Raw genomic sequence first — 25,484 nt, forward strand, 5'->3', positions numbered from 1 at the left:
GAGGGGGTGCATGTGCATCCCGGATCTATGACCAAGCAACGCCTCTATCTTTTCGACACGACCTTGCGGGACGGTCAGCAGACGCCCGGCATAGACTTTTCGGTCGACGACAAGATCGCCATAGCCGAGATGCTGGACGAATTCGGCCTGGATTATGTCGAGGGCGGCTATCCCGGCGCCAACCCGACAGACACGGAGTTCTTCAGGGAGAAGCGCACGCACGGCTCGAAATTCGTCGCCTTTGGCATGACGAAACGGGCGGGCGTCTCCGCCTCCAATGATCCGGGCCTCGCGGCCCTGCTGCAGGCGACGTCCGATGCCGTCTGCTTCGTCGCCAAGAGCTGGGACTATCATGTGCGGGTGGCGCTGGGTTGCACCAACGAGGAGAATCTCGATGCCATCCGCGCTTCGGTCGAGGCGGCAGTCAGCGCGGGCAAGGAAGCGATGGTCGATTGCGAGCATTTCTTCGATGGCTTCAAGGCCAACCCGGATTATGCGCTGGCCTGCGCGAAAGCCGCCTATGACGCGGGCGCGCGCTGGGTGGTTCTGTGCGACACGAATGGCGGCACCCAGCCGGTGGAAGTCCGGGAGATCGTCGCCAAGGTGATCGCCGCCGGCATTCCCGGTGCGAATCTCGGCATTCATGCCCATGACGACACGGGTCAGGCGGTGGCGAACTCGCTTGCCGCCATAGATGCCGGCGTGCGGCAGGTGCAGGGCACGCTGAACGGCATCGGCGAGCGTTGCGGCAACGCCAATCTCGTCACCATCATTCCGACGCTTGCGCTGAAGCCGTATTTCGCCGGGCGCTTCGAGCTTGGCATCGATGCGGAGACGCTGAAGGGCATCTCACGCCTGTCGCGTGCCTTCGACGAGCTTTTGAACCGCGCGCCGGAAGATCAGGCGCCTTATGTCGGGGCCTCGGCTTTTGCGACGAAGGCCGGCATCCATGCTTCCGCGCTGCTCAAGGAGCCGCAGACCTACGAGCACGTGCCGCCCGAAAGCGTCGGCAACCGCCGCAAGGTCATGGTGTCCGACCAGGGCGGCAAGGCGAACTTCATCGCGGAGTTGAATCGCCGGGGCATCGACGTGCCGAAGTCCGACTCCCGCCTCGATGCGCTGATCGCCGTGGTCAAGGAGCGGGAGGCGCAGGGCTACGCCTATGAAGGCGCGGATGCGAGCTTCGAGCTGCTGGCCCGGAGAATGCTGCACACCGTGCCGGATTTCTTCGCGGTCGAATCGTTCCGCTGCATGGTCGAACGCCGTTTCGACGCCAACGGCAATCTGAAGACGGTGTCCGAAGCCATCGTGAAGATCGTCGTCGACGGCGAGGAGCGCATGTCGGTTGCGGAGGGGCACGGCCCGGTCAATGCGCTCGACCTCGCCTTGCGCAAGGATCTCGGCAAGTTCCAGGCGGAAATCGCCGACCTCGAACTGGTCGACTACAAGGTGCGCATCCTGAATGGCGGCACGGAGGCAGTGACGCGCGTGCTGATCGAATCGCATGACGCCACCGGTACGCGCTGGCGCACGGTCGGCGTGTCCGACAACATCATAGACGCGTCGTTTCAGGCCCTGATGGACTCCATCGTCTACAAGCTGATGAAGAACCGCGAGATGGCCGGCCTGATCGCAGCCGAGTGACTGGCACGTTTTGATCCATCAGCGAGAGCCGCATGGACCATCAGAATTTTGCGATGGTCCTTTCCGGCCCGAAGGATCATACGGCCCTGCATGAGCAGCCCGACGATGACCGAAACCCAATCCGGCGAGGCGACACGCGGCCTCGCCTTCGCGCTCGGCGCATACCTGTTCTGGGGCCTGCAACCGATCTTCATAAAGGCGGTGGCGCATATTCCCGCGTTCGAGGTGGTGGCCCATCGCATACTCTGGTCGGTCCCCATAGCCGGCGTCGTCCTCCTCCTGCTCGGCCGCACGGCCGATCTCAAGGCGGCGCTGCGTTCCCCGCGCACGCTCGCCATGGCGGCCGTCACCGCAGCCATCATCACCGTCAACTGGACCATTTACACCTGGGCGATCGCGGTCGACCGCGCGGTCGACACAGCACTCGGCTACTACATCAATCCGCTCGTCAGCGTTCTGATGGGCGCCGTCCTGCTGGGAGAAAGGTTCACGGTGCCTCAGATCGTGGCGCTCGCGCTGGCTACCCTGGCGGTCCTGGTGCTCACGATCGAGTCGGGCGGCATTCCGTGGATATCACTGGCCCTGGCGATCACCTTCGCCGTCTATGGCTACCTTCGCAAGACATTGCCGATCGGTCCGAGCCAGGGTTTCTTTCTTGAGGTGCTGCTGCTTTCCGGACCCTGTCTCGCCTATATCGTCTGGATTCAGCTTAACGGAACGGGTCATTTCCTTCCCTCGAAGCCAGTAGACTTCGCTCTCTTGCTGGCCTGCGGGCCGATAACCGCCACGCCGCTGCTGCTCTATGCATTCGGCGCCAAGCTGTTGCGGCTCTCAACGCTCGGGCTGATGCAGTATCTGGCGCCGACCATGGTGCTGATGATTGCCGTCTTCGTCTTCGGCGAGCCGTTCGACATGATCCATGGCATCGCGTTCGGCCTGATCTGGCTGGCGCTCATCATCTATAGCTGGTCGATGCTGACGAGCCGTTCCGTCAATTCGGGAAATTGAGGGTCTTCATGTACACGCTGCACATGGCCAACAAGAACTACTCGTCCTGGTCGCTGCGGCCGTGGATCCTGATGCGCATGCTCGATATTCCGTTCGAGGAGCACATCGTGCCGTTTCCTTCGGAGAACAGTTTTCAGCTCTATCGGGCGTTCTCGCCGAGCGGCCGCGTCCCCTGTCTGGAAGACGACGGCTGGAAGGTCTGGGATACGCTCGCCATCACGGAATATCTCGCTGAGCGTCATTCGGCCGTCTGGCCGGCTGAATCCAGGGCCCGGGCCTGGGCCCGCAGCGCCGCTGCGGAGATGCACTCCAGCTTCGGCGCGCTACGCAACGATTGCGGCATGTGCTGCGGCGTGCGGGTCGAGCTGAAGCCGAGGTCTACGGCTCTGAAGCACGATCTTTTTCGGCTGAACGACCTGTGGAACGACGGACTGGCGCGGTTTGGCGGACCGTTCCTTGCCGGCGAGCATTTTACCGCCGTGGATGCGTTTTACGCGCCGGTCGCCTTCCGGGCGCAGACCTACGGCTTGGCCTTCGAGGGGGCCGCCGAGGGATATCCGCCCTTGCTGCTGGGCCTGCCGCCGATGCGCGAATGGTATGAGGCCGCACTTGCCGAAACCTGGCGAGAGCCCGGCCACGAGGCCGAGATAACCGCAGCCGGAACCATAATGCAGGATTTTCGGTCTGGTGCGTAGGGCGCCGGCGCAGTCGATACGCCGTCTACATCTTCTCAATCACGGAATCGACGCCGTCCTGCGGGGTGCCCGAGGCCGTAGCCGCCGCCATGACGGCAGGCACGACAGCCTCCGGACCATCCACGACGATGGGCCGCACCAGATGTCCGGTGTGAACGAAACCTTCGGCTCGCATGTGGTCGAGCATGTCGAGCATGGGCGTCCAGAAGCTGCGCACGTTGACGAACACCATGGGCTTGCGGTGATGGCCGAGCTGCGCCCAGGTCATGATCTCGACGATTTCCTCGACGGTTCCAATGCCGCCGGGAAGCGCCACAAAGGCGTCTGATTTCTCAAACATCTTGTGTTTGCGCTGATGCATGTTCTCGGTGACGATAACTTCGTCCAGACGGCCAAGCGCGGCTTCGGTGGCCTCCTTGTTGGTCAGGAAATGTGGAATGATGCCGGTAACCTTGCCGCCGGCGCGGCATGCGCCTTCCGCGACCGCCCCCATGATGCCCTTGGTGCCGCCGCCATAGATCAATCTCAGGCCGGCTTCTGCGATCGAACGTCCCAGTTGCCGGCCTGCGGCAGCGTAGACGTCGTCGCGGCCGGGCGAGGAACCGCAGTAGACGCAGATCGCGTGAATCGTGTTCATGCAATTGATTGGGGGTTGCGGGTGTGGCTGGTCAAGTGAGGAGCGGGCTTTTTCTTGTCGGTGCAGGAAAAACCAGCTAGATCGGCTAGGCGGCTAAGGGGCAATGGAAATGACCAATGCATTGAAAATTTTGCTGTTCTTGGCGGGTGGAACCACCATTGCCGCGGCCGGCGCCTATATGTCGGGTGCGTTGGACCCGTTTCTCAATCCTCAGCCGCCTGCATCCGTCGCGAACGTGCCTGCCGATGCCGGCTCACCGGCCGCTGGTGGCGAGACGACGCCGAAGGAGGATCGCGTCGAGACGGGCGGAAAGCCGGCTGAAGATCAGCCGGCAGCGACTTCGGAACCGCCTGCCGCTACGACTGACCAGCCAGCCGCCGTAGCTGACCAGCCAGCAGCAACCGATCAACCAGCTGCAACCAACCAGCCAGCGCCAGCCGAACCGCCGGTAGTGACTGAGCAGCCGGCCGCGACCGCCGAACAGGAAGCCACGCCTCCGCCTTCGACCGCCGAAAACGACAAGCCGCAGGATACGCAGATCGCCGCTGTCGATCCGAATACCCCCGCGGCGGAGGCGAAACCGGAGGCGACTCCTCCTGCCGTGACCGAGCCGCAGCCCGCCGCGCCGGTGGCGGAGCCCTCACTGCCGACATTCGACCTCCTGCGCGTCGAGGCGGACGGCTCCATGGTGATCGCCGGCAAGGCGGTGCCTGAGGCCAGGATCGAGCTTCTGACCAACGATAAGGTCATCGGCGCCGGCACCGCCGGAAATACCGGAGATTTCGTCGTGGTGCTGGATACGCCTCTCACGCCCGGCGACTATCAGATCACCATCCGGGCGACCGGAAAGGACAATGCCGTCCTGACGTCGGCACAGACCGCGATCGTCTCGATTCCCAAGGATGCGAATGGGCAAGTTCTCGCCATGATCGAGGAACCCGGCAAGCCGAGCGAGATCATCACCGTGCCGCAACCTGACCCCGCCAAGCCGGCGGAAGTCGCGGCGGCGGACCAGCCCAAGCCTGCGGAACAGCCTGCCGTGAACGAGGGCGACGCTGCTGCGGAAGCCGGTACGCCAGAAGAAACGGCGCAGCCGGCACCCTCTGCTGAACAGCCGAAGCCGGCGGAGACCGATGTCGCCGCCGCCCAGCCCCAGCCTCAGCCTGAAGCACCCGCTGCGAGCCCGCCGCCGGCGCTTCCGGCGATCGATGTCGCCGTCGAGGCGGTGGAGATCGAAGGCAACAAGGTCTTTGTCGCCGGCCGTGCGCCCGTCGGATCGATCGTGCGCGTCTACGCCAACGAGATATTTCTGGGTGAAAACAAGACATCAGCCGCCGGCCGCTTCCTTGTCGAGGCGATCCGCGATCTGCCGGTCGGCAGCTATATCGTGCGCGCGGACGTGATGGCGTCCGACGGCAAGGTGCTGGCGCGCGCCGCCGTCCCGTTCGAGCGGGAAGAAGGCGAGAACATCGCGGCTGTCGCATCCCAGCCCGGAACGGAGGAGGGCGCGTCGAAGCCTGTCGAGACGGCTGCCGGCGAACCCACGCCCGAAGCTTCCGCGCCTGCCGCAGAACCTTCCGCACCGGCTGCGAGCGCTGAAACGCAACCTCCGGCGTCGACGGCAGACAAGCCTGCGACGACCGCGGAGGCCGCCGCCCCTCCGGCAAATCAGACGCCCGCCGCCGACGAACCGGCGATCGCTTCTGACCAGCCCGCGGCATCTGAGCAGCCGACAGTTGCCGTTTCCGCACCGCCGGCTGCCGGAAACCCTCCGGCCGAGCAGCAACCGGCGACGACGGCCGCCGAGGCGGACAACCAGACGCCTGCTGCTGAAGATCAGAAGCCGGCCGAGATCGCGGCGGTCACTCCGCCGGCCGAAATCACGGCGCCGCCGCTTCAGAACGTCAACAGCGCCGTCATCATCCGCCGTGGCGACACCCTCTGGCGTATATCCAAGCGGGTCTACGGACGCGGCGTGCGGTATTCCACCATCTACCTCGCCAATCAGGATCAGATACGTGATCCGGACATGATCTGGCCCGGTCAGGTCTTCGGCGTGCCGGACCGTACCGAGGAAGGTGAGGCGGCCGATATGAGCAAGATGGGCGAGCAGGCAACGACCAAGGCCCAATAAGCCGGAACAGCCGGTTGCATTGGAGAGATTCATCGTATATCGCCGATAAACGATGAATCTTTTGCCGATGCAGCCTTCCTGTTGCGACGTCTTGCCGCCGGCCGACGCCGCATCCAAATTCGCCGCGCTTTCCCATCCGGTGCGCATCGAGATTCTCGCTCGGGTGGCGGGGCGCGGAGCCTGTTCCTGCAAGGATGTGGTGGCCTGCCTCGATCTTGCGCAATCCACGGTTTCGCAGCATCTCAGGATTCTGGTCGATGCTGGCCTTCTGAACTTCGCAAGCGAGGGACAGCGCTCGCGCTATCAGGTCAACAGCGCCGCCATGGCAGCACTTTCGGCGGAACTTTCGCGATTCGCCGACGCCTGCTGCCGCGAGCCAGAGCGGTAATAGCCATGTCGGAAAAGACCGTTTCGGCCGAGTCCGGCTCGACCCTGAAGACGCTTGTCAATCTGTGGCCCTATATGTGGCCATCGGACCGGGCCGACCTGCGCATGCGCGTCGTCTGGGCGACGGTCTACCTTGTCGTCTCGAAGCTCGTCCTGGTCGCTGTGCCTTATTTCTTCAAATGGGCGACGGATGCGCTGAGCGGTCATCCGGGTTCACTACCCTCCTTGCCGCCGATCTTGCTCGTCCCGGCTGCTCTGGTGATCGCATACAATCTCGTGCGTCTCGTTCAGGCAGGCTTCAACCAGTTGCGTGACGCGCTCTTCGCCAGCGTCGGGCAATATGCCGTGCGCCAGCTCGCCTACCGGACGTTCGTGCACATGCATGACCTGTCGCTGCGCTTCCATCTGGAGCGGCGCACCGGAGGCCTTTCGCGCGTCATCGAAAGAGGTGTGAAGGGCATCGAGGCGATCGTCCGCTTCACCATCCTGAATACGCTGCCGACGGTCCTCGAATTCGCCCTGACGGCGGTCATATTCGCCGTCGCCTATGGCTGGCTCTACGTGGCCGTCGTGGCGGCGACGGTCGTGGTCTACACCTGGTTCACCGTATGGGCCAGCGACTGGCGGATCGCCATCCGCCGCGAGATGAACGACAGCGACACCGACGCCAACACGAAGGCGATCGACTCGCTGCTCAATTTCGAGACGGTCAAGTATTTCAACAACGAGCGGATGGAGGCTGAACGTTTCGACCGTTCGATGGCGCGCTACGAAATCGCCGCGACAAAGACATGGACGTCGCTCGGCTGGCTGAATTTCGGCCAGGCGGCGATCTTCGGCGCCGGCATGCTGGCCGTCATGCTGCTCTCCGCGCGCGAGGTCGCGGCCGGCACGCACACGATCGGCGACTTCGTCTTCGTCAATGCCATGTTGATGCAGCTTTCCGTGCCGCTTAACTTCATCGGCTTCATCTACCGCGAAATCCGGCAGGGGCTCACCGATATCGAGAACATGTTCGATCTGCTCGACGTGAAGCAGGAAGTCGTCGACCGGCCGGGTGCGAAACCGTTGCAGGTAGGCCCCGGCAAGGTGGAATTCCGCGATGTGCGCTTCTCCTACGATCCGGCCAGGGAAATCCTGCGAGGCGTCAGCTTCGAGGTGCCGGCCGGCAGGACCGTTGCGATCGTCGGCCCGTCAGGCGCCGGAAAGTCCACCATCTCGCGGCTGCTTTTCCGCTTTTACGACATCCAGTCCGGCGCGATTCTCATCGATGGGCAGGATGTGCGCGATGTGACACAGGACAGTCTGCGCCGCTCGATCGGCATGGTTCCGCAGGATACTGTGCTGTTCAATGACACCATTGCCTACAATATCCGCTACGGCCGGCCGGATGCGTCGGAGGCCGAGATCCGCAAGGCCGCGGAACTGGCGCAGATCGGCATCTTCATCGAACAATTGCCCGAAGGCTATGACACCATGGTCGGCGAGCGCGGCCTGAAACTCTCGGGCGGCGAGAAGCAGCGTGTCGCCATCGCGCGCACCATCCTGAAGGCGCCGCCGATTCTGATCCTCGATGAGGCCACCTCGGCGCTCGACACACACACCGAACGCGAGATCCAGGCAGCTCTGGACATCGTCAGCGAGGGCCGTACGACGATTGTCATCGCGCATCGCCTCTCGACCGTGGTGTCGGCCGACGAGATCATCGTGCTCAAGGGGGGCGTCATCGCCGAGCGCGGCCGCCATGCGGATCTGCTTGCCGCGGGCGGCCTGTATGCCGACATGTGGAACCGTCAGCGCGAGGCGACCGAGGCCGAGGAGCGCCTCCGCATCGCACGCGAAACGGACGAACTGGGCGTCGTGGTGCGGCGACGGACGCCCGAAGTTCCCTGAAAGATGTGATTGGACGGGCTTGCACGCCGAGGCTTCATGCGTTGCCGTGGCGGCTGCTTTCCCCTAAGTAGACGGCAACCTTTCCGAGCCCGTGGGAGCAGATGAGCCTCGTCGACACAATCAAGCGGACCTTTGTGCCGATCCATCGCGAAGGCTATCCCTTCATTGCCGCTTTCGCCGTCGCGACCTTGGTCCTGTGGCTGATGTCGCCCTATCTTTTCTTCGTCGGCCTCGTGCTGACCGCCTGGTGCGTTTACTTCTTCCGCGATCCGCAGCGCGTCACGCCCGTCGACGACCGGCTGATCGTCAGCCCTGCCGATGGCGTGGTCTCGTCCGTTGGCCCCGCCGTGCCGCCGCAGGAACTGGGGCTCGGGGACGCGGAGATGACGCGGATATCCGTCTTCATGAACGTCTTCTCCTGTCACGTGAACCGTTCGCCGACCCGCGGCCGGATCACCGTCATCCAGCACCGCGCCGGAAAATTCCTTAACGCCGAACTCGACAAGGCGAGCGCAGAGAACGAACGCAACGGCCTCGTGATCGAAAGCCCCAACGGCATTGTCGCGGTGGTCCAGATCGCCGGGCTGGTGGCGCGGCGGATCGTCTGCTGGGCCAGCGCCAACGAGAATATCGGCACGGGCGAGCGCTTCGGACTGATCCGCTTTGGTTCGCGCGTCGATGTCTATCTTCCGGCGGGAGCGAGGCCGCGCGTGGCCGTGGGACAGACTGCCGTTGGCGGCGAGACGATCATCGCCGACATCGATGGCACGCCGACGCTGCCGCTCTATCGCGTCGCCTGAGGCGCACGCATGAAGCGGCGGTTCAAATCATTCGAGCCCCACGGGCGCGGCGGACCGCGCATCCGAGAAATTCCGTTGCGCATGCTCGTGCCGAACGTCATCACCGTTCTGGCGATCTGCGCGGGCCTTTCCGGCATTCGCCTGGCCTTCGAGAACAGATTCGAAACGGCGGTCGCCATGGTGCTGGTCGCCGCCTTCCTCGATGGCATCGACGGCCGCATCGCGCGCGCCCTGAAGGCGACGTCGCGCTTCGGCGCGCAGATGGATTCGCTCGCCGACATCGTCAATTTCGGCGCCGCGCCCGCAATGGTCATCTACGCCTTCCTGCTCGACGGAACGGGTCCGTTCGGCTGGATAGCGGCGCTCGTCTTCACCATCGCCTGCGGCCTGCGGCTCGCGCGGTTCAATGTCCTCGACGAGGAACTGGTGGAGCGGCCCGCCTGGCAAGGCGAGTATTTCGTCGGCGTGCCGGCCCCTGCTGGAGCCATGCTCGTGCTGCTGCCGACCTATCTCGTCTTCAACGGCGTCGTGCCTAGTCCGGCCTATGCGCTCGGCACCGCCATCTTCACCATCCTCATCGCGCTGCTGATGGTCAGCCGTCTGCCGGTCTGGTCCGGCAAGACGATGGGTCAGCGCATTCCGCGCGATTCGTTTCTGCTCGTCATCATGGCCGTGATGATCTACGTGCTGGTGCTGGTGAACTATCCTTGGGTGACGCTGACCGTCTCCGCTATCGCCTATCTCGCCTTCCTGCCTTTCAGCGCGCATGCCTATTCGCGGCGTGCGCGGGTGGAAGAGGCGACGGAGCAGGAGACTAGCGCGATCGCAGATGTTGCTGGCAGCGACGAGGAGGCCTGACAGCCGTCAGCGGCGCAGCCTTGCGCGCTCGCCCATCACCATCAACAAGCCGGCCACAAAGATCATCGCGGCGCCGACGAAGACCTCGGGCCGGGGGACGTCGGACCAGATCAGATAGCCGAAAAGAAACGCCCAGATCAGCGCCGCATACTCGAAACCGGCGACGATCGAGGCGTCGGCATGCTTCATTCCTTCGAACATCGCATATTGGGCGATGCCGCCGAGCAGCCCGACCGAAACGAGCATCGCCAGTTCCGCGAACGAGGGAGTGTGCCAGTTGCCGAGCACCGGAACGGTTGCAACTGCCAGGAAGAAAACATTGTTGAGCACGACCTGAATTGACGTTTTCTCCCTTAGCGCCAGCTTTCGGATGAGCACGATGGAGAACGCCCAGAACACCGCCGCGGCAAGCACCATCACGACGGGCCACGAAAGGCCCAGCGCGGTGGGGTTGCAGGCGACGAAGACGCCGGCAAATCCCGTCAGCACCGCTATCCATCGGATCGGCGGGACTTTTTCGCCGAGAATGACGATCGACAGAACCGTGACGATGACCGGCGCGGCGAAATAGATCGTGGTGAGTTCCGCGAGCTGCAAATATTTCGCCGCTGTATAGAAACAGATCCAGGCCGAGAGGATGAGGATGCTCCGCCCGACCATGGGAATGAGGATCGGAGAGCGGGCGGATTCGGCGAACACCGACGGGCCGGCATAGAGCGCGCATCCCGAAAGCACGACGACGCTGCGGACCAGCATGATCTGCCAGACGTCAACGGTCTCGACCAGCAGCTTGATCAACGCATCCTGGCCCGAGAACAGGAAATAGGCGAGACTCGTCAGCCAGATGCCGGTGAAGACACGATCCTGCGTGCCGGATTTGGCGATGTCTGGCATGAAACGATCCGCTGCAGACGCGGATGCGCCGCAAGATCCGCCCTATGACATCGGTTTTCGGATTTGGACAATGTCCAGCTTGGGCCAGCCCGTTGGGGCAGAGCGCCGCCGGCCCTTGGTGCAGCAAGAGCCGCGCCGTCCGTCCGGAGCGGCTCCCAAAAGGTCAGTTTGCCGCGAAGCAGTAGAAGAGCCCGTCGCCGCCTGTGCTCTGGAGGGCCTCCTGGCTGCAGCCGCCTCGCGAGGTGTGAGAGGAGTTCCACGATTTGGCCGCCGCCGAATCGTCCAGACCCGTGCGGTCGGAATGGCCGACGATCGCCTCGCCTTCCGCGCCGCTCATCGTCCAGTCGCCGCAGGTCTTGTCCGATCTGGTCCCGTCGGGCAGCGTGCCAGTCAGGATATCGTGGCGGTTCGGCGTGTCGCCGCGGCCGTTGATGGCCTCGCCTTTTTCGTTGAGCGCCGTCTGTTTGGTCAGACCGTTTGCTTCGCCATGCAGGGATGCCACGTCATCGGCGATTTTCTCCCCCTTGGCATTGTACCAGGGGCCGCTTCCGATCCTGTCTTTCGCATCTGTGTCTGACGTCGACAGATAGGCGTGCCATGTCTTGCCGGTGACGCCGGCTGCTTCGGCCAGCGACGTGCAATGGGCGTCGGCGCCCGCGAGACCACCGAGATCGGCACCCTTGCCGAGACCGGCGCTGGTGACGAAGAAACTCATCGACGTATCCTGCGCGGCGGCGCCTGAAAGTCCGGCGGCGAGCAGGGCTGCCGACAGAATGACCTTGTATTTCATCTATCTCCTCCGTTTTCGAACCCGCCCGACAGGCCGTGACCGCGTCATACGATCGAATACAGCTTGTGACGCTTATTCAACGAAGAGATGCGCTGCTTTATTCCGGCATCCGATAGCTGACGAAACGATCATGCGCGGCCTGATAGATCTTGCCGGTCTCGGTCAGAGCGGGATCTGCCAGTACGAGAATTTTTCTGGCGACATCGGAAGGGTGAGGCAGCGTGTTCGGGTCCTCGCCGGGCATGGCCTGCGCGCGCATCGCGGTGCGGGTCCGTCCCGGATCGAACGCGTTGACGCGCAACGCCATGTTCTGGGTCTCTTCCGCCCACGAGCGGGTGAGCGCTTCCACTGCAGCCTTCGAGGCGGCATAGGGTGCCCAGAACGCGCGCGCCGAATGTGCGGCGCCTGACGAAAGCGTGATGGCGCGGCCGGCATCCGAGAGCCTGAGCAACGGGTCGACCGAACGGATCAGCCGCCAGGTCGCGGTGACGTTGACCGTCATCACCTTCTCGAAGACCTTCGCCTCGACATGGCCGATCGGCGCGATGACGCCCAGCACCCCCGCGTTGGCGACCATGATGTCGAGCTTGCCCCAGCGGTCATGAATAGCGCCTCCCAGCCGGTCGATGGCCGGCATGTCGGTCAGGTCGAGCGGCACCAGCGTCGTGCCGCCGCCGCCGGCCTTGATCTCGTCGTCAAGTTCCTCGAGGCCGCCGACGGTGCGCGCGACGGCGATCACATGCGCGCCGGCTTCAGCGAGATGCTTCGCGGCGAAATAGCCGATGCCGCGCGACGCGCCTGTAACGAGGGCGATACGGCCCGAGAGATCAGGGGGAGGGGTCATTCGCCGTGCTTCTCCTTATGACTGCCGCCCTTGCGCGCTTGCCGGCCTGTTTTCCTTGCGGCGTGCCGGGATAGAGCGAAGCAATGCCCGTGCTGCCTCTCCAACGTCCGGAAGCGGCGAGGATGACAGGCAGCTAATATGATTTCGCGCGAAGTGGAAGCGTCAGCCGTTGCTTGCCAGCAGCGAGAGGGTGCGCACATTGTCCGACCCCTCGAAATCGGCGAGGCGGGTCGGATATTCGCCGGTGAAGCAGGCGTCGCAATATTGCGGCTGCTCGTTGTCGCGGCGGGCTTCGCCGACCGCGCGGTAGAGGCCGTCAATAGCAAGGAAGCCGAGGGAATCGACGCGAATGAAATCCGCCATCTCCTCCACCGACATGCGCGAGGCGAGCAGCTTGGCTTTTTCCGGCGTATCGACGCCATAGAAGCAGGAGGCGCGCGTCGGTGGCGAGGCGATGCGCATATGCACTTCCTTCGCGCCGGCGTCGCGGACCATCTGCACGATCTTCTGGCTTGTGGTGCCGCGCACGATCGAATCATCGACTAGCACGACGCGCTTGCCCTCGATCATCTTGCGGTTGGCGTTGTGCTTGAGCTTCACGCCCATATGCCGGATCGAATCACCTGGCTGGATGAAGGTGCGGCCCACATAATGGTTGCGGATAATGCCGAGCTCGAACGGTATGCCTGATTCCTGCGAATAGCCGATGGCCGCAGGCACTCCGGAATCCGGCACCGGCACGACGATGTCGGCGTCGACCGGGCAGTCGCGAGCGAGCTCCATGCCGATCTTCTTGCGGACGTCGTAGACGTTGCGGCCTTCGACCGATGAATCCGGACGGGCGAAATAGACATATTCGAAGATACAGAAACGCGGCTTGACCGGCTCGAACGGGAACAGGCTCTCGATACCCTTGGAAGTGACGATGACCATCTCGCCGGGCTTAAGGTCGCGCACAAAACGCGCTCCGATGATGTCGAGCGCACAGGTCTCGGAGGCCAGAATCCAGGCGCCATCGAGGTCGCCGAGCACCAGCGGCCGGATGCCGAGCGGGTCGCGGCAGCCGATCATCTTCTTGGCGGTCATGGCCACGAGGGAGAAGGCGCCCTCGACCTGCCGCACGGCGTCGATGAAACGGCTGTTGAGATCACGCTCCTTGCTGGTCGCGACAAGATGCAGGATCGTTTCGGTGTCGGATGTCGATGAGAAGATCGCGCCTTCCTTCTGCAGCTTGCGCTGCACGGTCATGGCGTTGGTCAGATTGCCGTTGTGCGCGACCGCGAAGCCGCCCTCGGCCAGTTCCGCGAAGAAGGGCTGTATGTTGCGAAGGCCCGCACCGCCGGTGGTGGCGTAGCGCGTATGGCCGATGGCGCGGCTGCCCGGCAGGCGATCGAGCACCGTCTGCTTGGTGAAGGTATCGCCTATCAGACCGACATGGCGCTCGACATGGAATTGCGTGCCATCATAGGAAACGATGCCCGCCGCTTCCTGGCCGCGATGCTGCAAGGCGTGCAGCCCGAGCGTGACGATCGCTGCGGCATCCTGCCGCCCGAATATGCCGAACACACCGCATTCGTCGTGGAAATGATCGTCAGCTTCGGCCGAAAGCACGTCGATTGCGTCTGCCATGGCTCAATCTCTCGCCCTAAAGCGGCTATATAGGGCGTCTTGCGCTAACGCGCCATGCTCAATTGTTTGCCGGCGCCTGCTCGGCGGGCGGCGTTGCCGCTGCGCCACCATCGGCTGGTGCGCCCTCGGTCGGCGGCTGCTCGGTTCCGGTCTCCGCAGGCACGTCTTCGGCATCGGCGCCGCTCGGCGAGAAGCGCTTCAGGATGGAATTTTCCGGGTCCTCCGGCAGCAGGCTTTGCAGATAATTGCCGACGCTCTCCAGCAGCGGCCGCGATTTGGCTTCCGTCACCCATGCGGGAGGGTTGGCTCCCACCAACCAGTTGAAGAACATGAGGCCTACCGCGACGACCAGGATGCCGCGCGCCGCGCCGTAGAGGAAGCCGAGCGTGCGGTCGAGCGCGCCGACCCGTGAGTCGATGATGAAATCTGCGATCTTCATGGTGATGACCGTCACCACGATCAGCGCGATGACGAACACCGCCGCTGCCGACGCGACCATGGCGATCTGTTCGTTGTCGATATGGGGCTGCACATAGGGGAGGACGGCGGGATAGAAGAAGAAAGCCGCCGCCGCCGCCGCCGCCCAGGAGGCGATAGAGAGGATTTCGCGGGAGAAACCGCGCACCATCGCCAACATTGCCGAGACCAGGGTGAAGCCGACGAGGATTCCGTCAAGCAGGGTGATCGGCATGAATTGGGCCTCGTTCCGACAAATTCGTGTCAGTCTTCCGGGCGGCTGCGTCGGGAGCCGGCTATCCGCGCCACGAGGTCTGAAAGAGTGGAAGGCTGGAAAGACCGGCTGACGATCGACCCTGCCGTCTCCTCGGACCCGGCGGGCATGACGGCCTGTCCAAAACCCAGCTTTTCCGCCTCCTTCAGCCGCTGTTGCGCGTGTGCTACCGGCCTTACCGCCCCCGAAAGGCTGATTTCGCCGAAATAGACGCAATCGGCTGGCAGGGCAAGACCGGTGAGGGACGAGACCAGCGCGGCCGCCACCGCCAGATCGGCCGCCGGCTCCGAAATGCGGTAGCCGCCGGCGACGTTGAGATAGACGTCGTTGGTGGCGAATCGAACCCCGCAATGGGCTTCGAGCACCGCCAGAACCATGGAGAGCCGCGCGCCGTCCCAACCCACGACCGCCCGCCGCGGCGTGCCGAGCGGCGAGGGTGCGACAAGCGCCTGGATCTCCACCAGCACCGGCCGTGTCCCTTCCATGCCGGCGAAAACCGCCGCGCCTGGGGCCTTTGCATGCCTTTCGCCCAGAAAAAGCTCGGACGGATTGGACACCTCGCGAAGACCCTTGTCCGACATTTCGAAGACGCCGATCTCGTCGGTCGGCCCGAAGCGGTTCTTCACCGTGCGCAGGATGCGGTAGTGGTGGCCGCCTTCGCCCTCGAAATACAGCACGCCGTCGACCATGTGCTCGACCACGCGGGGACCAGCGATCTGGCCTTCCTTGGTAACATGGCCGACCAGCACGACTGCGGAACCTGTGGATTTCGCATGGCGGATCACCGCCTGGGCCGACGCGCGCACCTGCGTGACGGTGCCCGGGGCCGAATCGGCAAGGTCGGTCCATAGCGTCTGGATCGAATCGAGAATGACCAGATCGGGCCGCTTTCCTTCCGCGAGTGTCGCCAGAATGTCCTCGACATTCGTTTCCGCAGCGAGTTCCACGGGCGCGGTGGCCGCGCCCAGCCGCTGCGCACGCAGCCTTACCTGTGCGACGGCTTCCTCGCCCGAAACGTAGACGACGCGATGCCCCTTTTGCGCTAGCGCGGCGGCCGCCTGCATCAGCAGCGTCGACTTGCCGATGCCAGGATCACCGCCGACGAGAAGCGCGGAGCCGCGCACGAATCCGCCGCCCGTCGCTCGATCGAGTTCTGCGATGCCGGAGGCGATGCGCGGCGCATCCTCGATCGCGCCGTCGAGGCTCGCCAGCGCCACCGGTCGGCCTTTGCGCGGCGACCTGAGACCCGCCGGTCCGCCGCCGATTCCTCCGCCCGACGTGCCTTCCTCGACGATCGTGTTCCACTCGCCGCAGGAATCGCATTTGCCCGCCCACCGCGTGGTGACCGCGCCGCAGGCCTGGCAGATGAAGGTGATGCGAGGCTTAGCCAAAATTCCCTCCCTCCGAGGGAGAGGAATCTGCGCCGACCTTGCCCACTACTCGAATCGCTCCGGCAGATGGCTGTCGTCCGCCAGATCGAAGAAGCGCGTGAATTCGCCCTGGAATCCGAGCGGCACCGTGCCGGTCGGCCCGTGGCGCTGCTTGGCGATGATGATTTCCGCCTTGCCGCGGGCGTCGTTCATCTCGCCTTCCCACTTGATATATTCGTCCGAACCCGGCTTGGGCTCCTTGTTCTTGAGGTAGTATTCCTCGCGATAGACGAACAGCACCACATCCGCGTCCTGCTCGATGGAACCCGACTCGCGCAGGTCCGAAAGCTGCGGGCGCTTGTCGTCGCGGCTCTCGACCTGACGCGAGAGCTGGGAGAGCGCGATGATCGGCACGCCCAGTTCCTTGGCCAACGCCTTCAGACCCGTGGTGATCTCGGTGATTTCCTGCACGCGGTTCTGCGATGATTTCGCGCTGGAGCCCTGCATGAGCTGCACGTAGTCGATGACAATGACGTCCAGCCCGCGCTGCCGCTTCAGCCGGCGCGCACGCGCCGCCAACTGGGCGATGGAAATTCCGCCGGTCGCATCGATGAACAGCGGCAGCTTCTGCATGGTCTGCGCGCAGCCAACCAGCAGGTCGAACTGTGCTTCGTTGATCTCGCCGCGCCGGATCTTGGACGACGGGATTTCCGTCTGTTCGGAGATGATACGGGTGGCAAGCTGCTCGGACGACATTTCGAGCGAGAAGAAGCCGACAACGCCGCCGCTCGCGGCCTTGAAAGTGCCGTCGGCCTGCGGCGCCGGCTCGTAGGCGTTGGCGATATGGAACGCCATGTTGGTGGCGAGCGATGTCTTGCCCATGCCCGGACGGCCGGCGATGATGATGAGGTCGGAGGGCTGCAGGCCGCCCATCCGCTTGTCGAGGTCGCGAAAGCCGCTGGCGATGCCCGACAGGTGGCCGTCGCGCATATAGGCGGCATTGGCCATGTCGACCGCGGTCTTCACCGCGTCGTTGAAGCTCTCGAAGCCACCATCGTAGCGGCCGGTCTCGGCGAGTTCGAAGAGCCGCCGCTCGGCGTCTTCGATCTGGTCGCGCGGCGACATGTCCACCGGCGCGTCATAGGCGATGTTGACCATGTCCTCGCCGACCGTGATCAGCGCCCGGCGCGTCGCCAGATCGTAGATGGCGCGGCCGTAATCCATCGCGTTGATGACGGTGACCGCCTCCGCCGCGAGCCGCACGAGATAATGCGCGACCGTGATGTCGCCCAGCTTCTCGTCGGCTGGCAGGAAGGTTTTCAGCGTGATCGGCGTGGCGATCTTGCCCATACGGATAAGTTCCGCCGCCACTTCGAAAATGCGGCGGTGCAGCGGCTCGTAGAAATGCGAAGGCTTGAGGAAGTCCGAGACGCGGTAGAATGCGTCGTTGTTGACGAGAATGGCGCCGAGAAGCGCCTGTTCCGCCTCGATGTTGTTCGGCGCCTCCCTGTGAAGCGGCGCCTCCGCGACATTGAATTTCCGCGCTGCGTCAGCCATCGTCTACCCGTTCATCCCGCCTTCCGGGCTAACAGACCAACCTGTGCGCCGGTTAATTTTCGGCCCGCATTGCCCGTGATTCACAGGCTGGGGGTTTCGTCCACAGCCTGCATCTCCCGTTGCGCGATTCCGTTTGACGGCGGCCTAAAACTCTAAGCGCGCATTGCGAACATAGCAAGAACAAACTGTCGATTCGGCGGCTGTGTTCCACTAGGGCGCGGCCGTAAGCGCGTCGCCCCAGTCGGCCCGGCGGGCATCCCTGAATAATTGTCCGTCACGTCTGGTGAAGAGACGGTCGCAGACGCTTCCGTCCGGCTGGCAGAGCTTGAGCCGTACCTGGCCGGAGCCGGCGCGCGGCGGCGCGATGACACGCGCCGGACGTCTCGCGGCTGGCGATCGGCTCGCCACCACATAGGTGAATTTCTCGTCCTCCCACGGCACGTCGGCTCGCTTCACCATTCGATGAAGCCGCGAGCGCGCGACCTTGCGCGAGAAATGACACCAGTCCGGCGCGGTCAGCGGGCAGGGCGCCTCGTGAGGGCATGGGGCGGCAAGATGTGCGCCCGCGGCGACCAACGTATCGCGAGCTGCCAGAATCCGCCTCCAGCCGGCCGGCGTGCCCGGTTCGATGACGACGAGGCATTCTCCGGCAAGTGCCCAGAGGCGCCGGATCAACGGCGACATGGCGTTTTCGGGAAGCTCGTCCAGTACATAAGCCATGGTGACCAGATCGGCCGCAACTGCCTGCGTAAGCGGCCCGGTCGCGTCGCCGTCGAACCATTGCGTTTCAACGCCAAGGCCGTCTGCCAGCTGTTGTCCGACGGAACGTGCGTTGGAGCTCGCCTCGACCATTGTCGCCCGCACGAGCGACGGCCAGCAATCCAGCGTTGCCCAGAGTGCGGTTCCCGGACCGGCGCCGATGTCGAGCAGGGTTCGCGGCGCGAAATCCGGCAAGGCCGTGCTGGCCATTTCGAAGCTCGTTCGTACGGCGGCGTAGGTCGCCGGCAAGCGCGTGGCGAGATACGCCTTGACCGCGAGATCGACGCCGAGATGCAGAGTGCCGTCGCGCGTTTCGGCGCGATACCGCGTCGACAGCCTGTCCGCCGCTGACTGGAGCGAGGCCAGCGGAATTCCGACCAGCATATCGTCTAGGCGGCCGCGCAGGAGTGAAGGCAGTTCCATTTCAGGAGCCGCGCGGTGCGGCGAAGATCACGCTCGCGCCGACAAGGCAGATCGCAGCGCCGACGAGGTCCCATCGGTCCGGCCGCAACCCTTCGACGCTCCAGAGCCATGCCAGCGATGCGACGATATAGATGCCGCCGTATGCCGCGTAGGCGCGTCCGGCCGCGTCAACCTGGACCTGCGTCAGCAACCAGGCGAACAGCATCAGCGAAAGCACGCCGGGAACGAGCCAGAGCATCGACTTGCCAAGCCGCCACCACGCCCAGAAGGCGAAACAGCCCGCGATTTCGGCCACGGCGGCCGCAATGAAAATGGCATATGTCATGGAAGCCCCGGCCTCTGGCGGAATTTCAGGCACCATCGCGCCGGATGCAAGTCCGCGATCAGTCCTTGCCGGAGACTTTTCTCCGGCGCGTCGGCTTCAGGGACTTGGCCGGCGGCGTTTCTTCGGCCTCCGGAATCGGCTTGCCATGCGCGATCTCATGCATGGCCAGCGACTTCTCCGTCTTTTCGATATAGCCGCGCGTGACCGGGAGAACGTCGTTTCTCTTGGTCAGCTGGATCTGGAAGACCATCATGTCCTGCCAGCGGAACGCCGCCTCCGAGCCGGACAGGTAGAATTCCCACATGCGACAGAAACGCTCGTCGTAGATCTGCTTGGCGCGGTCGCGGTTGGCGAGGAAGCGCTCGCGCCAGTGCTTCAGCGTATCGGCATAGTGCAGGCGCAGGATCTCGACGTCGGTCGTCATCAGACCGGCCTTCTCGATCGCCGGGAAGACTTCCGACAGCGCGGGGATATAGCCGCCCGGGAAGATGTATTTACGGATGAAGGCGGCGGTGGCGCAGGGCACCCCGAAGCGCCCGATGGAATGGAGCACCATCACGCCTTCCGGCTTCAGCAGCGTGGCGCACTTTTCGAAGAAGGTGCGGTAGTGATTCACGCCGACATGCTCGAACATGCCGACCGAAACGATCCGGTCGAACCGTTCGTTGAGATCGCGATAGTCGCGAATCTCGAAATGCACGCGGTCTTCCAGCCCTTCCGCCTGCACGCGCTGCGTCGAAACCGCATGCTGTTCCGTCGAAAGGGTGACGCCGAGGACGTCCGCGGCGAATGATCTGGCGATATAGAGCCCGAGCCCGCCCCAGCCCGAGCCGATATCGAGCACGGTTTGGCCGGGCTTTAGCTTCAGCTTCGACGCGATGTGGCGCTTCTTCGCCAGTTGCGCCTCTTCCAGCGTCATGTCCGGACGCTCGAAATAGGCGCAGGAGTACTGCATGTCCTCGTCGAGGAAGAGCTTGTAGATCTCGCCCGAGAGATCGTAGTGGCGCTGCACGTTGCGCTTCGACCGCGCATGGGTGTTGACCTGCTGCAGCCGGCGGAAAGCGATGCGAATCCCTTCGACCGCGCGCGTCCACACCGCATCGTAACCGGCCGGTCCCATGTTCTCGTAGACGAGACGGAGGAGCGCCAGCACGTCGCCTTCGAGAAAATCGAGTTCCTCGTCCATGAAGGCTTCCGGCAGGCCGAGATTGGGGTCGAGTGTGATCGCCCGCTCCGCATGTCTGGTTTTGATGTGGAGGTGAACCGGAGCGCCCGAACCGTCGCCGAAGGTCAGTGGCTTGCCGGTCGGACCGGTGATCTTGAGAGTTCCGGTCTTGACCAGACGGCGTACGACTCGTTCGAGGAACAGGTTCATGGCAGCGGCTGAACTCAAACTATGAAGGCGAAAACACGATATCCTGTGTCATAATAGCGCAAGAGAAAATATTCCAGAACAACAAAAAACCCGGACGCGAGGCCCGGGTTTTTGGTCCAGCAACGATGTATGCGTTTTGCTTACGCCGTTTCGTCGGCTTCTTCCGCGTTCGGGTCGAAAAAGTTCTCCGGACGGGCGTTCTCGTTGATGTCCTCGCCGTAGATGGCCTCGGCGGTCGTCAGCGTCTCACCCTTGGCCTGGCGCTCGGCTTCGTCGGCGGTGCGCGCCACGTTCAGCGTGATGGTCACCTCGACTTCCGGATGCAGGGCGATCGCCACATTGGTGAGGCCGATGGTCTTGATCGGATGGTTGAGCTCGACCTGGTTGCGTGCGACGGTGAAGCCTTCTGCGGTCAGCAGTTCCGCGATGTCGCGGGTCGACACCGAGCCGTAGAGCTGACCGGTCTCGCCGGCGGTGCGCACGACGATGAAGCTCTTGCCGTCGAGCTGTTCGGCGATCTTCGCGGCTTCCGACTTGCGTTCGAGGTTGCGGGCCTCGAGCTGCGCGCGCTGACCTTCGAAGCGCTTCTTGTTGGCTTCGTTGGCGCGCAACGCCTTCCCCTGCGGCAGCAGGAAGTTGCGGGCGAAGCCGTCGCGGACCTTCACGGTCTCGCCCATCTGGCCAAGCCTGGAGATGCGTTCGAGAAGAATGACTTCCATTGTTCTGTCCTTTCTGCGGCGCGAGCGCCGGATGATGATGGACAGGGAGGAAGCGTCGCGGCGGAGCCGCCTGTTTCGCTGTCCTGCCTGTCGCGGCAGTTAGGAGCCTCGGCTCCAGCTCGGATTTTAATGTCCGTTCCCCGGCGCCGACCGCCGGGGAAGGTCGCGGGCGGCAGCGGCCGCCCGCAAGGAACTTACTTCACCACGTAGGGCAGGAGGCCGAGGAAACGGGCGCGCTTGATCGCCTGGGCGAGCTCGCGCTGCTTCTTCTGGCTCACGGCCGTGATGCGGGACGGAACGATCTTGCCGCGCTCGGAAATGTAGCGCTGGAGCAGGCGGACGTCCTTGTAGTCGATCTTCGGAGCGTTGGCGCCGGAGAACGGGCAGGTCTTGCGGCGGCGATGGAACGGCCGGCGCGTCGGGATCTGATTGATGTCGACCATTATTCGGCAGCTCCTGCTTCACTACGCTCGCGGCGCGGGCCGCGATCCTCGCGCGGGCCACGGTCACGGTCGCCGAAGCCGCGGCTCGGACGGTCGCCCCGGTCGCCGAAGCCGCGATCGCCGCGGTCCGAGCGCTCCTCGCGCTTCTGCATCATGGCCGACGGGCCTTCCTCGTGCTTCTCGACCTTGATGGTCAGGAAACGGAGGACGTCTTCCGAGAGGCCCTGCTGGCGCTCCATTTCCTTCACGGCCGCTGCCGGCGCGTTGATGTCCATGAGCGTGTAGTAAGCCTTGCGGTTCTTCTTGACGCGATAGGTGAGGGACTTCAGTCCCCAGTTCTCGACCCGGCCGACCGAGCCGCCGCCTGCGGTGATGATGCCCTTGTAGGTCTCCACAAGCGCATCGACCTGCTGCTGCGACAGATCCTGGCGGGCAAGGAACACATGTTCGTAGAGAGCCATGCTCTTCTTTGCCTTTCTTCGTTTCGTTCCCTACCGGACCGACGGCTAAGCCTCTGCAACTTCTCTTTATCCCACAGCCCTTTGCGGCTACTGCGGGAGAAGAAAGGCGGCATGTCGAGACGGTCGAGAGCGGAGACACGGGAGGCAGGCGGGATTTTTCCCGCCGTCGCGTCGATCTGCCGGAACATGTCCAGCCAAACCTACGGCCCTCCGTTCAGCCCCCAGTCGGACCGGCAGATTGCGGCGGTCCATACAGCAGCAGGCTGTCGATGGCAACCCCGGAGGCGGAAGACTGGGACGCGGGCGAAATCTCAGATGCCGGAGCCGAAAAGCTCTTCGTCGTCGCCCTGCCAGGGCTCCGGTATGTCAGAAGCCTGGCCGGAGCCGGCGGCGGGCAGCGGCATCCAGCATTTCAGTTCGGTATCGGCGTAGGCGACGATCTGCCCGGGATGGGAATCGGCGGCCCGCCAGCCTTCCATGCCGAACTGGTCGGCGCGCCCCCAGTAGGCGACGTCCACCTCGGCCGGTCCCTGCTCGGAGGAGCGTACGGTGACGAGGACACGGCTGCCATCCTTCGGCGCGCTCTTCATGTGGCACCAGGGGTTGCTTTCGTCCATTGGCGATCTCCTCCGGATTCGGAGCCAGCATAGTGGCCCGACGGACGAGGGGCAACGCGGAGCGCTAACCCTTGGTCGAGAGGAGAATTATGCGTCGCGGCCCTTCTGGACGTTGCGGGCGATCGCCCTGCCTCCGCCGGGAACCACGACCAGTTGCCTGACCTTGCCCTGTTTGAAGGCGTTCAGGAACTTGTTGTAGTCCTTGAAGGCGACGCAGCCATGCGACTCGGCCCGGCCGCCACGCAGCAGGTAGCTGTGCGTGAGGAAGCCGTCGCGGCCATGCTTGTTCCTGCCGTCGACGGGCAGCATGCGGATCGCCTCCACGCCGTGGAAGCGCTTCTCGCGCATCCTGAGATTATAGGTATGGGGCGGCGTCGGCCCCTTCATCTTCACATGCACGTATTTCGGATTGTCGGCCATCTCGCCGATGCCCGAATGCGCTTCCAGCACCGAGCCGTCCGGCATGTAGACCTTCGCGGCGCTGATGTCGTAGACGGCGACGCCGTTGCCGACCTTCGGACGGTTGAAGAGATTCTTGAGGCTGTTGCCGATGCCGCGATCTTCAGCCGGATTGTCGGGTTTCGCAAAGGCAAGCTGCTGCAGCTTTTCGCGCTTCGGTTTCGCTGTCTGGCGCGGCGCTTCGTCCTCATCGGCCTTGGCCGGTTTTTCCGCCCTTTCGAAACGGGGCCGGATCAGCGGCAGCGGCGTCTCCTCCGGCGTATCTTCATAGTCGGGGAAAAGCGCGGTGCCGTCGGCGTCGTTCGCCTCGTCCTCCGGTGAGAGCACGCCCTCATCCTGCGGCGATACGGCCGAAAGCGCCGCGAGTGCGCCGCTTGGACCTGCGGGGGAGGGATCGGCGTAGGCGAGCACGAGATTGTCGGACGCCTGCGGAATGGTGGCGATGCCGAACCGCTCCGTCGACGGGACCGTGTCTTTGGCGATGGGCGCGGCCTTCGCCAGAACAGGTTCGTCGACGCCGAAGAGGCTCGCGAGCTTTGCCCGGTTCAGCGGATTGTGCGACGTCATCTGTGCGAACCGCGCCGCCCGGGCCGGGTCCGTCGCAAACGCCACGTCCTGCTTGCCGGCAAAGATATCGGACCAATGGCGCTTCATGTTCGCTATGTTCGCCGCGGGAGCCTTTGCGGCCGGTGCGGCGACGGCTATTACAGTTCCGGATGCCGCCGCGCGGCCGGACTTGCCGGTCGTGGCGGCGAGGGCGCGGTCCGTCTTCTGCGACGAACGCGCCTCCGCCGGCAGGGCGGCCTTCAGCAGTGCCGGGACGGCAACGCTCGCGGCACTGGCCGATACCGTGGGAATGGAATTTGCCGCGGCCGGCTTTTCGGTTGCGGCAAGACCGGTCATCACCGCCGCACCCCAGAGCGCGAAGCCGACACCCAGCGCCGGAACCCCGAAACGTCCGATGGTCCTTATGACCGAATGAAGTGAAGACGCTCCGCGCGAAGCGGATTTGAGGGATTTGTTACGCATCAACGCCACACCAACCAATTCGCTCGACGTCAGACAACCGAAAGGGCTTCCGGAGACGTCCGGCAGTGAAGTTCCGGCGAATTGCCGGTCGGTTAGAATGATCGCGAACTATGGTTAACAACCCCTTTTCATCGGCAATGTTCTGGTTTCCCTCTCCGAACGGAGCCGACTTCAAGTGAATTTGAAGCTGTATAATATTGGCGAGATTGTGTTTTTGCCAAGGCCACTATGTCGCACGGATGTGTCGCGGTTAACGGCCGGGCCGCCGTCTGTCGTCTAACGGCTCATCTTGGCGACCGGACGGAACGAAATTCTCTCGTCCTGCGCTGGTGGCTAGGTCCGTTCGGGAGCGCCGATTTTAATTTGAACGTACCTGCCGTGCGGGATAATCGATTCGGGTGAGATGCCGCGTCGCATCCGGTCGAATTGTCGATATGACCCGAAATACGCTCTCCGCCGTCCTGCTGCTTCTGCTTGCCCTGTTTGCGGGGCAGGTGGAACGCGTCGCGGCTTTCGGCACTGCGACAACTTCTCCTGCGCACAACGTCGCATCGTCGGCGGATTCCCGGGAAACCGCCCTCTATGCATGCGGCGCGAGCGGCGAAGCGGCATTTCTCGCAGAAGTCGGCGATCCGGAAGATGGACTGGCCCCGGCTGCGGTCTTTGAAGCATCGGCATGCCTGCGCGAGAACCCGCTCGCTATTGGCGCTACCTGTGCCGGCTTACCGCCGCCCCTCGGCTACTGGCCCACGGCCCCGCCGCGAGAGACATAGGCCCGCCTTTTCTAAGAGGCGCTGAAACCTTCCCTTTCGCCGTTTTGTTTTGGAGCCAGCCATGGGCTATCTCTTGGCCATGGGCCTGCTTGTCGGGTTCTTTCCGATCGTTTTCTGGATTCTGATCATGGTCTTCGACACTCTTACAGGCGGGTGATCGAGGACTCGCCCATCTCCTGCGTCACATGGTCAGGTGCTAGCCGTCGAGGTGACCGGTCGCTGCCGCTTCAC

General features: G+C 63.8%; 24 protein-coding genes. 8 read left to right on the forward strand and 16 right to left on the reverse strand.

Annotation, left to right across the window (positions count from 1 at the left end; genetic code table 11):
* Positions 1 to 27 precede the first annotated feature (27 nt).
* The 3 genes from cimA (at position 28) to M9955_18365 (ending at position 3,347) form a co-directional block, all read left to right on the forward strand.
* Positions 28 to 1,644, forward strand: a complete 1,617-nt coding sequence (cimA, locus tag M9955_18355; protein MCO5083606.1) for a citramalate synthase — start codon at positions 28 to 30, stop codon at positions 1,642 to 1,644.
* A 90-nt stretch (positions 1,645 to 1,734) separates the two neighbouring features.
* A complete protein-coding gene (gene rarD / locus M9955_18360; GenBank protein MCO5083607.1) occupies positions 1,735 to 2,652 on the forward strand; it encodes an EamA family transporter RarD in 918 nt (305 codons plus the stop codon).
* An 8-nt stretch (positions 2,653 to 2,660) separates the two neighbouring features.
* Positions 2,661 to 3,347, forward strand: coding sequence for a glutathione S-transferase (locus tag M9955_18365; GenBank protein MCO5083608.1), 687 nt, complete (start codon positions 2,661 to 2,663; stop codon positions 3,345 to 3,347).
* A 25-nt stretch (positions 3,348 to 3,372) separates the two neighbouring features.
* Here M9955_18365 and M9955_18370 read toward each other — a convergent pair whose 3' ends face one another.
* Entirely contained in the window at positions 3,373 to 3,984 is a 612-nt protein-coding gene (locus M9955_18370; protein MCO5083609.1) for a TIGR00730 family Rossman fold protein, read from the reverse strand.
* Positions 3,985 to 4,435: 451 nt separating this feature from the next.
* Between M9955_18370 and M9955_18375 the strand changes: the two genes are divergently transcribed.
* From M9955_18375 to pssA, 5 genes are all read left to right on the forward strand, one after another.
* On the forward strand, positions 4,436 to 6,118 hold the full coding sequence (locus tag M9955_18375; protein MCO5083610.1) for a LysM peptidoglycan-binding domain-containing protein: 1,683 nt from the start codon (positions 4,436 to 4,438) through the stop codon (positions 6,116 to 6,118).
* Positions 6,119 to 6,185: 67 nt separating this feature from the next.
* Entirely contained in the window at positions 6,186 to 6,506 is a 321-nt protein-coding gene (locus M9955_18380) for a metalloregulator ArsR/SmtB family transcription factor (GenBank protein MCO5083611.1), read from the forward strand.
* A gap of 5 nt (positions 6,507 to 6,511) precedes the next feature.
* Positions 6,512 to 8,398, forward strand: coding sequence for an ABC transporter ATP-binding protein/permease (locus tag M9955_18385; protein ID MCO5083612.1), 1,887 nt, complete (start codon positions 6,512 to 6,514; stop codon positions 8,396 to 8,398).
* Positions 8,399 to 8,499: 101 nt separating this feature from the next.
* Positions 8,500 to 9,198 (forward strand): phosphatidylserine decarboxylase, encoded by a 699-nt coding sequence (locus M9955_18390; protein ID MCO5083613.1) that lies wholly within the window; start codon positions 8,500 to 8,502, stop codon positions 9,196 to 9,198.
* Positions 9,199 to 9,207: 9 nt separating this feature from the next.
* Positions 9,208 to 10,056, forward strand: a complete 849-nt coding sequence (gene pssA, locus M9955_18395) for a CDP-diacylglycerol--serine O-phosphatidyltransferase (protein ID MCO5083614.1) — start codon at positions 9,208 to 9,210, stop codon at positions 10,054 to 10,056.
* Positions 10,057 to 10,062: 6 nt separating this feature from the next.
* Here pssA and M9955_18400 read toward each other — a convergent pair whose 3' ends face one another.
* The 15 genes from M9955_18400 to M9955_18470 form a co-directional block, all read right to left on the reverse strand.
* On the reverse strand, positions 10,063 to 10,950 hold the full coding sequence (locus M9955_18400; protein MCO5083615.1) for a DMT family transporter: 888 nt from the start codon (positions 10,948 to 10,950) through the stop codon (positions 10,063 to 10,065).
* Between the two features lie 163 nt (positions 10,951 to 11,113).
* Positions 11,114 to 11,740: a hypothetical protein gene (locus tag M9955_18405; GenBank protein ID MCO5083616.1), complete on the reverse strand. Its 627-nt coding sequence runs from the start codon at positions 11,738 to 11,740 to the stop codon at positions 11,114 to 11,116.
* 97 nt (positions 11,741 to 11,837) lie between these two features.
* Positions 11,838 to 12,584 (reverse strand): SDR family NAD(P)-dependent oxidoreductase, encoded by a 747-nt coding sequence (locus M9955_18410; GenBank protein ID MCO5083617.1) that lies wholly within the window; start codon positions 12,582 to 12,584, stop codon positions 11,838 to 11,840.
* A gap of 162 nt (positions 12,585 to 12,746) precedes the next feature.
* Positions 12,747 to 14,213 carry an amidophosphoribosyltransferase gene (gene purF, locus M9955_18415; GenBank protein ID MCO5083618.1) on the reverse strand — a complete coding sequence of 489 codons (1,467 nt, stop codon included), beginning with the start codon at positions 14,211 to 14,213 and terminating at the stop codon, positions 12,747 to 12,749.
* A 58-nt stretch (positions 14,214 to 14,271) separates the two neighbouring features.
* Positions 14,272 to 14,904 carry a CvpA family protein gene (locus M9955_18420; protein MCO5083619.1) on the reverse strand — a complete coding sequence of 211 codons (633 nt, stop codon included), beginning with the start codon at positions 14,902 to 14,904 and terminating at the stop codon, positions 14,272 to 14,274.
* A 29-nt stretch (positions 14,905 to 14,933) separates the two neighbouring features.
* Complete coding sequence (radA, locus tag M9955_18425; protein ID MCO5083620.1) at positions 14,934 to 16,334, reverse strand: DNA repair protein RadA; 1,401 nt, start codon at positions 16,332 to 16,334, stop codon at positions 14,934 to 14,936.
* Between the two features lie 45 nt (positions 16,335 to 16,379).
* Positions 16,380 to 17,870, reverse strand: a complete 1,491-nt coding sequence (locus M9955_18430; GenBank protein MCO5083621.1) for a replicative DNA helicase — start codon at positions 17,868 to 17,870, stop codon at positions 16,380 to 16,382.
* Positions 17,871 to 18,080: 210 nt separating this feature from the next.
* Entirely contained in the window at positions 18,081 to 19,052 is a 972-nt protein-coding gene (locus M9955_18435; protein MCO5083622.1) for a methyltransferase type 11, read from the reverse strand.
* Position 19,053: 1 nt separating this feature from the next.
* On the reverse strand, positions 19,054 to 19,377 hold the full coding sequence (locus M9955_18440) for a YnfA family protein (protein ID MCO5083623.1): 324 nt from the start codon (positions 19,375 to 19,377) through the stop codon (positions 19,054 to 19,056).
* Positions 19,378 to 19,435: 58 nt separating this feature from the next.
* Positions 19,436 to 20,752, reverse strand: coding sequence for a cyclopropane-fatty-acyl-phospholipid synthase family protein (locus tag M9955_18445; protein MCO5083624.1), 1,317 nt, complete (start codon positions 20,750 to 20,752; stop codon positions 19,436 to 19,438).
* A gap of 140 nt (positions 20,753 to 20,892) precedes the next feature.
* Positions 20,893 to 21,471, reverse strand: coding sequence for a 50S ribosomal protein L9 (rplI, locus tag M9955_18450; GenBank protein MCO5083625.1), 579 nt, complete (start codon positions 21,469 to 21,471; stop codon positions 20,893 to 20,895).
* A gap of 194 nt (positions 21,472 to 21,665) precedes the next feature.
* Complete coding sequence (rpsR, locus tag M9955_18455; protein ID MCO5083626.1) at positions 21,666 to 21,914, reverse strand: 30S ribosomal protein S18; 249 nt, start codon at positions 21,912 to 21,914, stop codon at positions 21,666 to 21,668.
* A complete protein-coding gene (gene rpsF / locus M9955_18460; protein ID MCO5083627.1) occupies positions 21,914 to 22,375 on the reverse strand; it encodes a 30S ribosomal protein S6 in 462 nt (153 codons plus the stop codon). Before rpsF ends, rpsR begins: the two co-directional genes overlap by 1 nt.
* A 311-nt stretch (positions 22,376 to 22,686) precedes the next feature.
* Complete coding sequence (locus M9955_18465; GenBank protein MCO5083628.1) at positions 22,687 to 22,992, reverse strand: hypothetical protein; 306 nt, start codon at positions 22,990 to 22,992, stop codon at positions 22,687 to 22,689.
* An 87-nt stretch (positions 22,993 to 23,079) separates the two neighbouring features.
* Positions 23,080 to 24,480 (reverse strand): DUF2778 domain-containing protein, encoded by a 1,401-nt coding sequence (locus M9955_18470; GenBank protein MCO5083629.1) that lies wholly within the window; start codon positions 24,478 to 24,480, stop codon positions 23,080 to 23,082.
* Positions 24,481 to 25,484: the final 1,004 nt, after the last annotated feature.

This window comes from Rhizobiaceae bacterium, from assembly GCA_023953845.1.
Lineage (GTDB): Bacteria > Pseudomonadota > Alphaproteobacteria > Rhizobiales > Rhizobiaceae > Arvimicrobium.

Excerpts from the sequence above, each read along its gene's own strand:
- M9955_18365 (MCO5083608.1), top strand. The coding sequence starts at position 2,661 with ATGTACACGCTGCACATGGCCAACAAGAACTACTCGTCCTGGTCGCTG.
- M9955_18410 (MCO5083617.1), bottom strand. The coding sequence starts at position 12,584 with ATGACCCCTCCCCCTGATCTCTCGGGCCGTATCGCCCTCGTTACAGGC.
- M9955_18405 (MCO5083616.1), bottom strand. The coding sequence starts at position 11,740 with ATGAAATACAAGGTCATTCTGTCGGCAGCCCTGCTCGCCGCCGGACTT.
- rarD (MCO5083607.1), top strand. The coding sequence starts at position 1,735 with ATGAGCAGCCCGACGATGACCGAAACCCAATCCGGCGAGGCGACACGC.
- cimA (MCO5083606.1), top strand. The coding sequence starts at position 28 with ATGACCAAGCAACGCCTCTATCTTTTCGACACGACCTTGCGGGACGGT.
- M9955_18400 (MCO5083615.1), bottom strand. The coding sequence starts at position 10,950 with ATGCCAGACATCGCCAAATCCGGCACGCAGGATCGTGTCTTCACCGGC.
- purF (MCO5083618.1), bottom strand. The coding sequence starts at position 14,213 with ATGGCAGACGCAATCGACGTGCTTTCGGCCGAAGCTGACGATCATTTC.
- M9955_18430 (MCO5083621.1), bottom strand. The coding sequence starts at position 17,870 with ATGGCTGACGCAGCGCGGAAATTCAATGTCGCGGAGGCGCCGCTTCAC.
- M9955_18385 (MCO5083612.1), top strand. The coding sequence starts at position 6,512 with ATGTCGGAAAAGACCGTTTCGGCCGAGTCCGGCTCGACCCTGAAGACG.
- M9955_18465 (MCO5083628.1), bottom strand. The coding sequence starts at position 22,992 with ATGGACGAAAGCAACCCCTGGTGCCACATGAAGAGCGCGCCGAAGGAT.
- rpsR (MCO5083626.1), bottom strand. The coding sequence starts at position 21,914 with ATGGTCGACATCAATCAGATCCCGACGCGCCGGCCGTTCCATCGCCGC.
- M9955_18390 (MCO5083613.1), top strand. The coding sequence starts at position 8,500 with ATGAGCCTCGTCGACACAATCAAGCGGACCTTTGTGCCGATCCATCGC.
- M9955_18440 (MCO5083623.1), bottom strand. The coding sequence starts at position 19,377 with ATGACATATGCCATTTTCATTGCGGCCGCCGTGGCCGAAATCGCGGGC.
- M9955_18370 (MCO5083609.1), bottom strand. The coding sequence starts at position 3,984 with ATGAACACGATTCACGCGATCTGCGTCTACTGCGGTTCCTCGCCCGGC.
- M9955_18470 (MCO5083629.1), bottom strand. The coding sequence starts at position 24,480 with ATGCGTAACAAATCCCTCAAATCCGCTTCGCGCGGAGCGTCTTCACTT.
- M9955_18380 (MCO5083611.1), top strand. The coding sequence starts at position 6,186 with ATGCAGCCTTCCTGTTGCGACGTCTTGCCGCCGGCCGACGCCGCATCC.
- rpsF (MCO5083627.1), bottom strand. The coding sequence starts at position 22,375 with ATGGCTCTCTACGAACATGTGTTCCTTGCCCGCCAGGATCTGTCGCAG.
- M9955_18445 (MCO5083624.1), bottom strand. The coding sequence starts at position 20,752 with ATGAACCTGTTCCTCGAACGAGTCGTACGCCGTCTGGTCAAGACCGGA.
- M9955_18435 (MCO5083622.1), bottom strand. The coding sequence starts at position 19,052 with ATGGAACTGCCTTCACTCCTGCGCGGCCGCCTAGACGATATGCTGGTC.
- M9955_18420 (MCO5083619.1), bottom strand. The coding sequence starts at position 14,904 with ATGCCGATCACCCTGCTTGACGGAATCCTCGTCGGCTTCACCCTGGTC.
- pssA (MCO5083614.1), top strand. The coding sequence starts at position 9,208 with ATGAAGCGGCGGTTCAAATCATTCGAGCCCCACGGGCGCGGCGGACCG.
- rplI (MCO5083625.1), bottom strand. The coding sequence starts at position 21,471 with ATGGAAGTCATTCTTCTCGAACGCATCTCCAGGCTTGGCCAGATGGGC.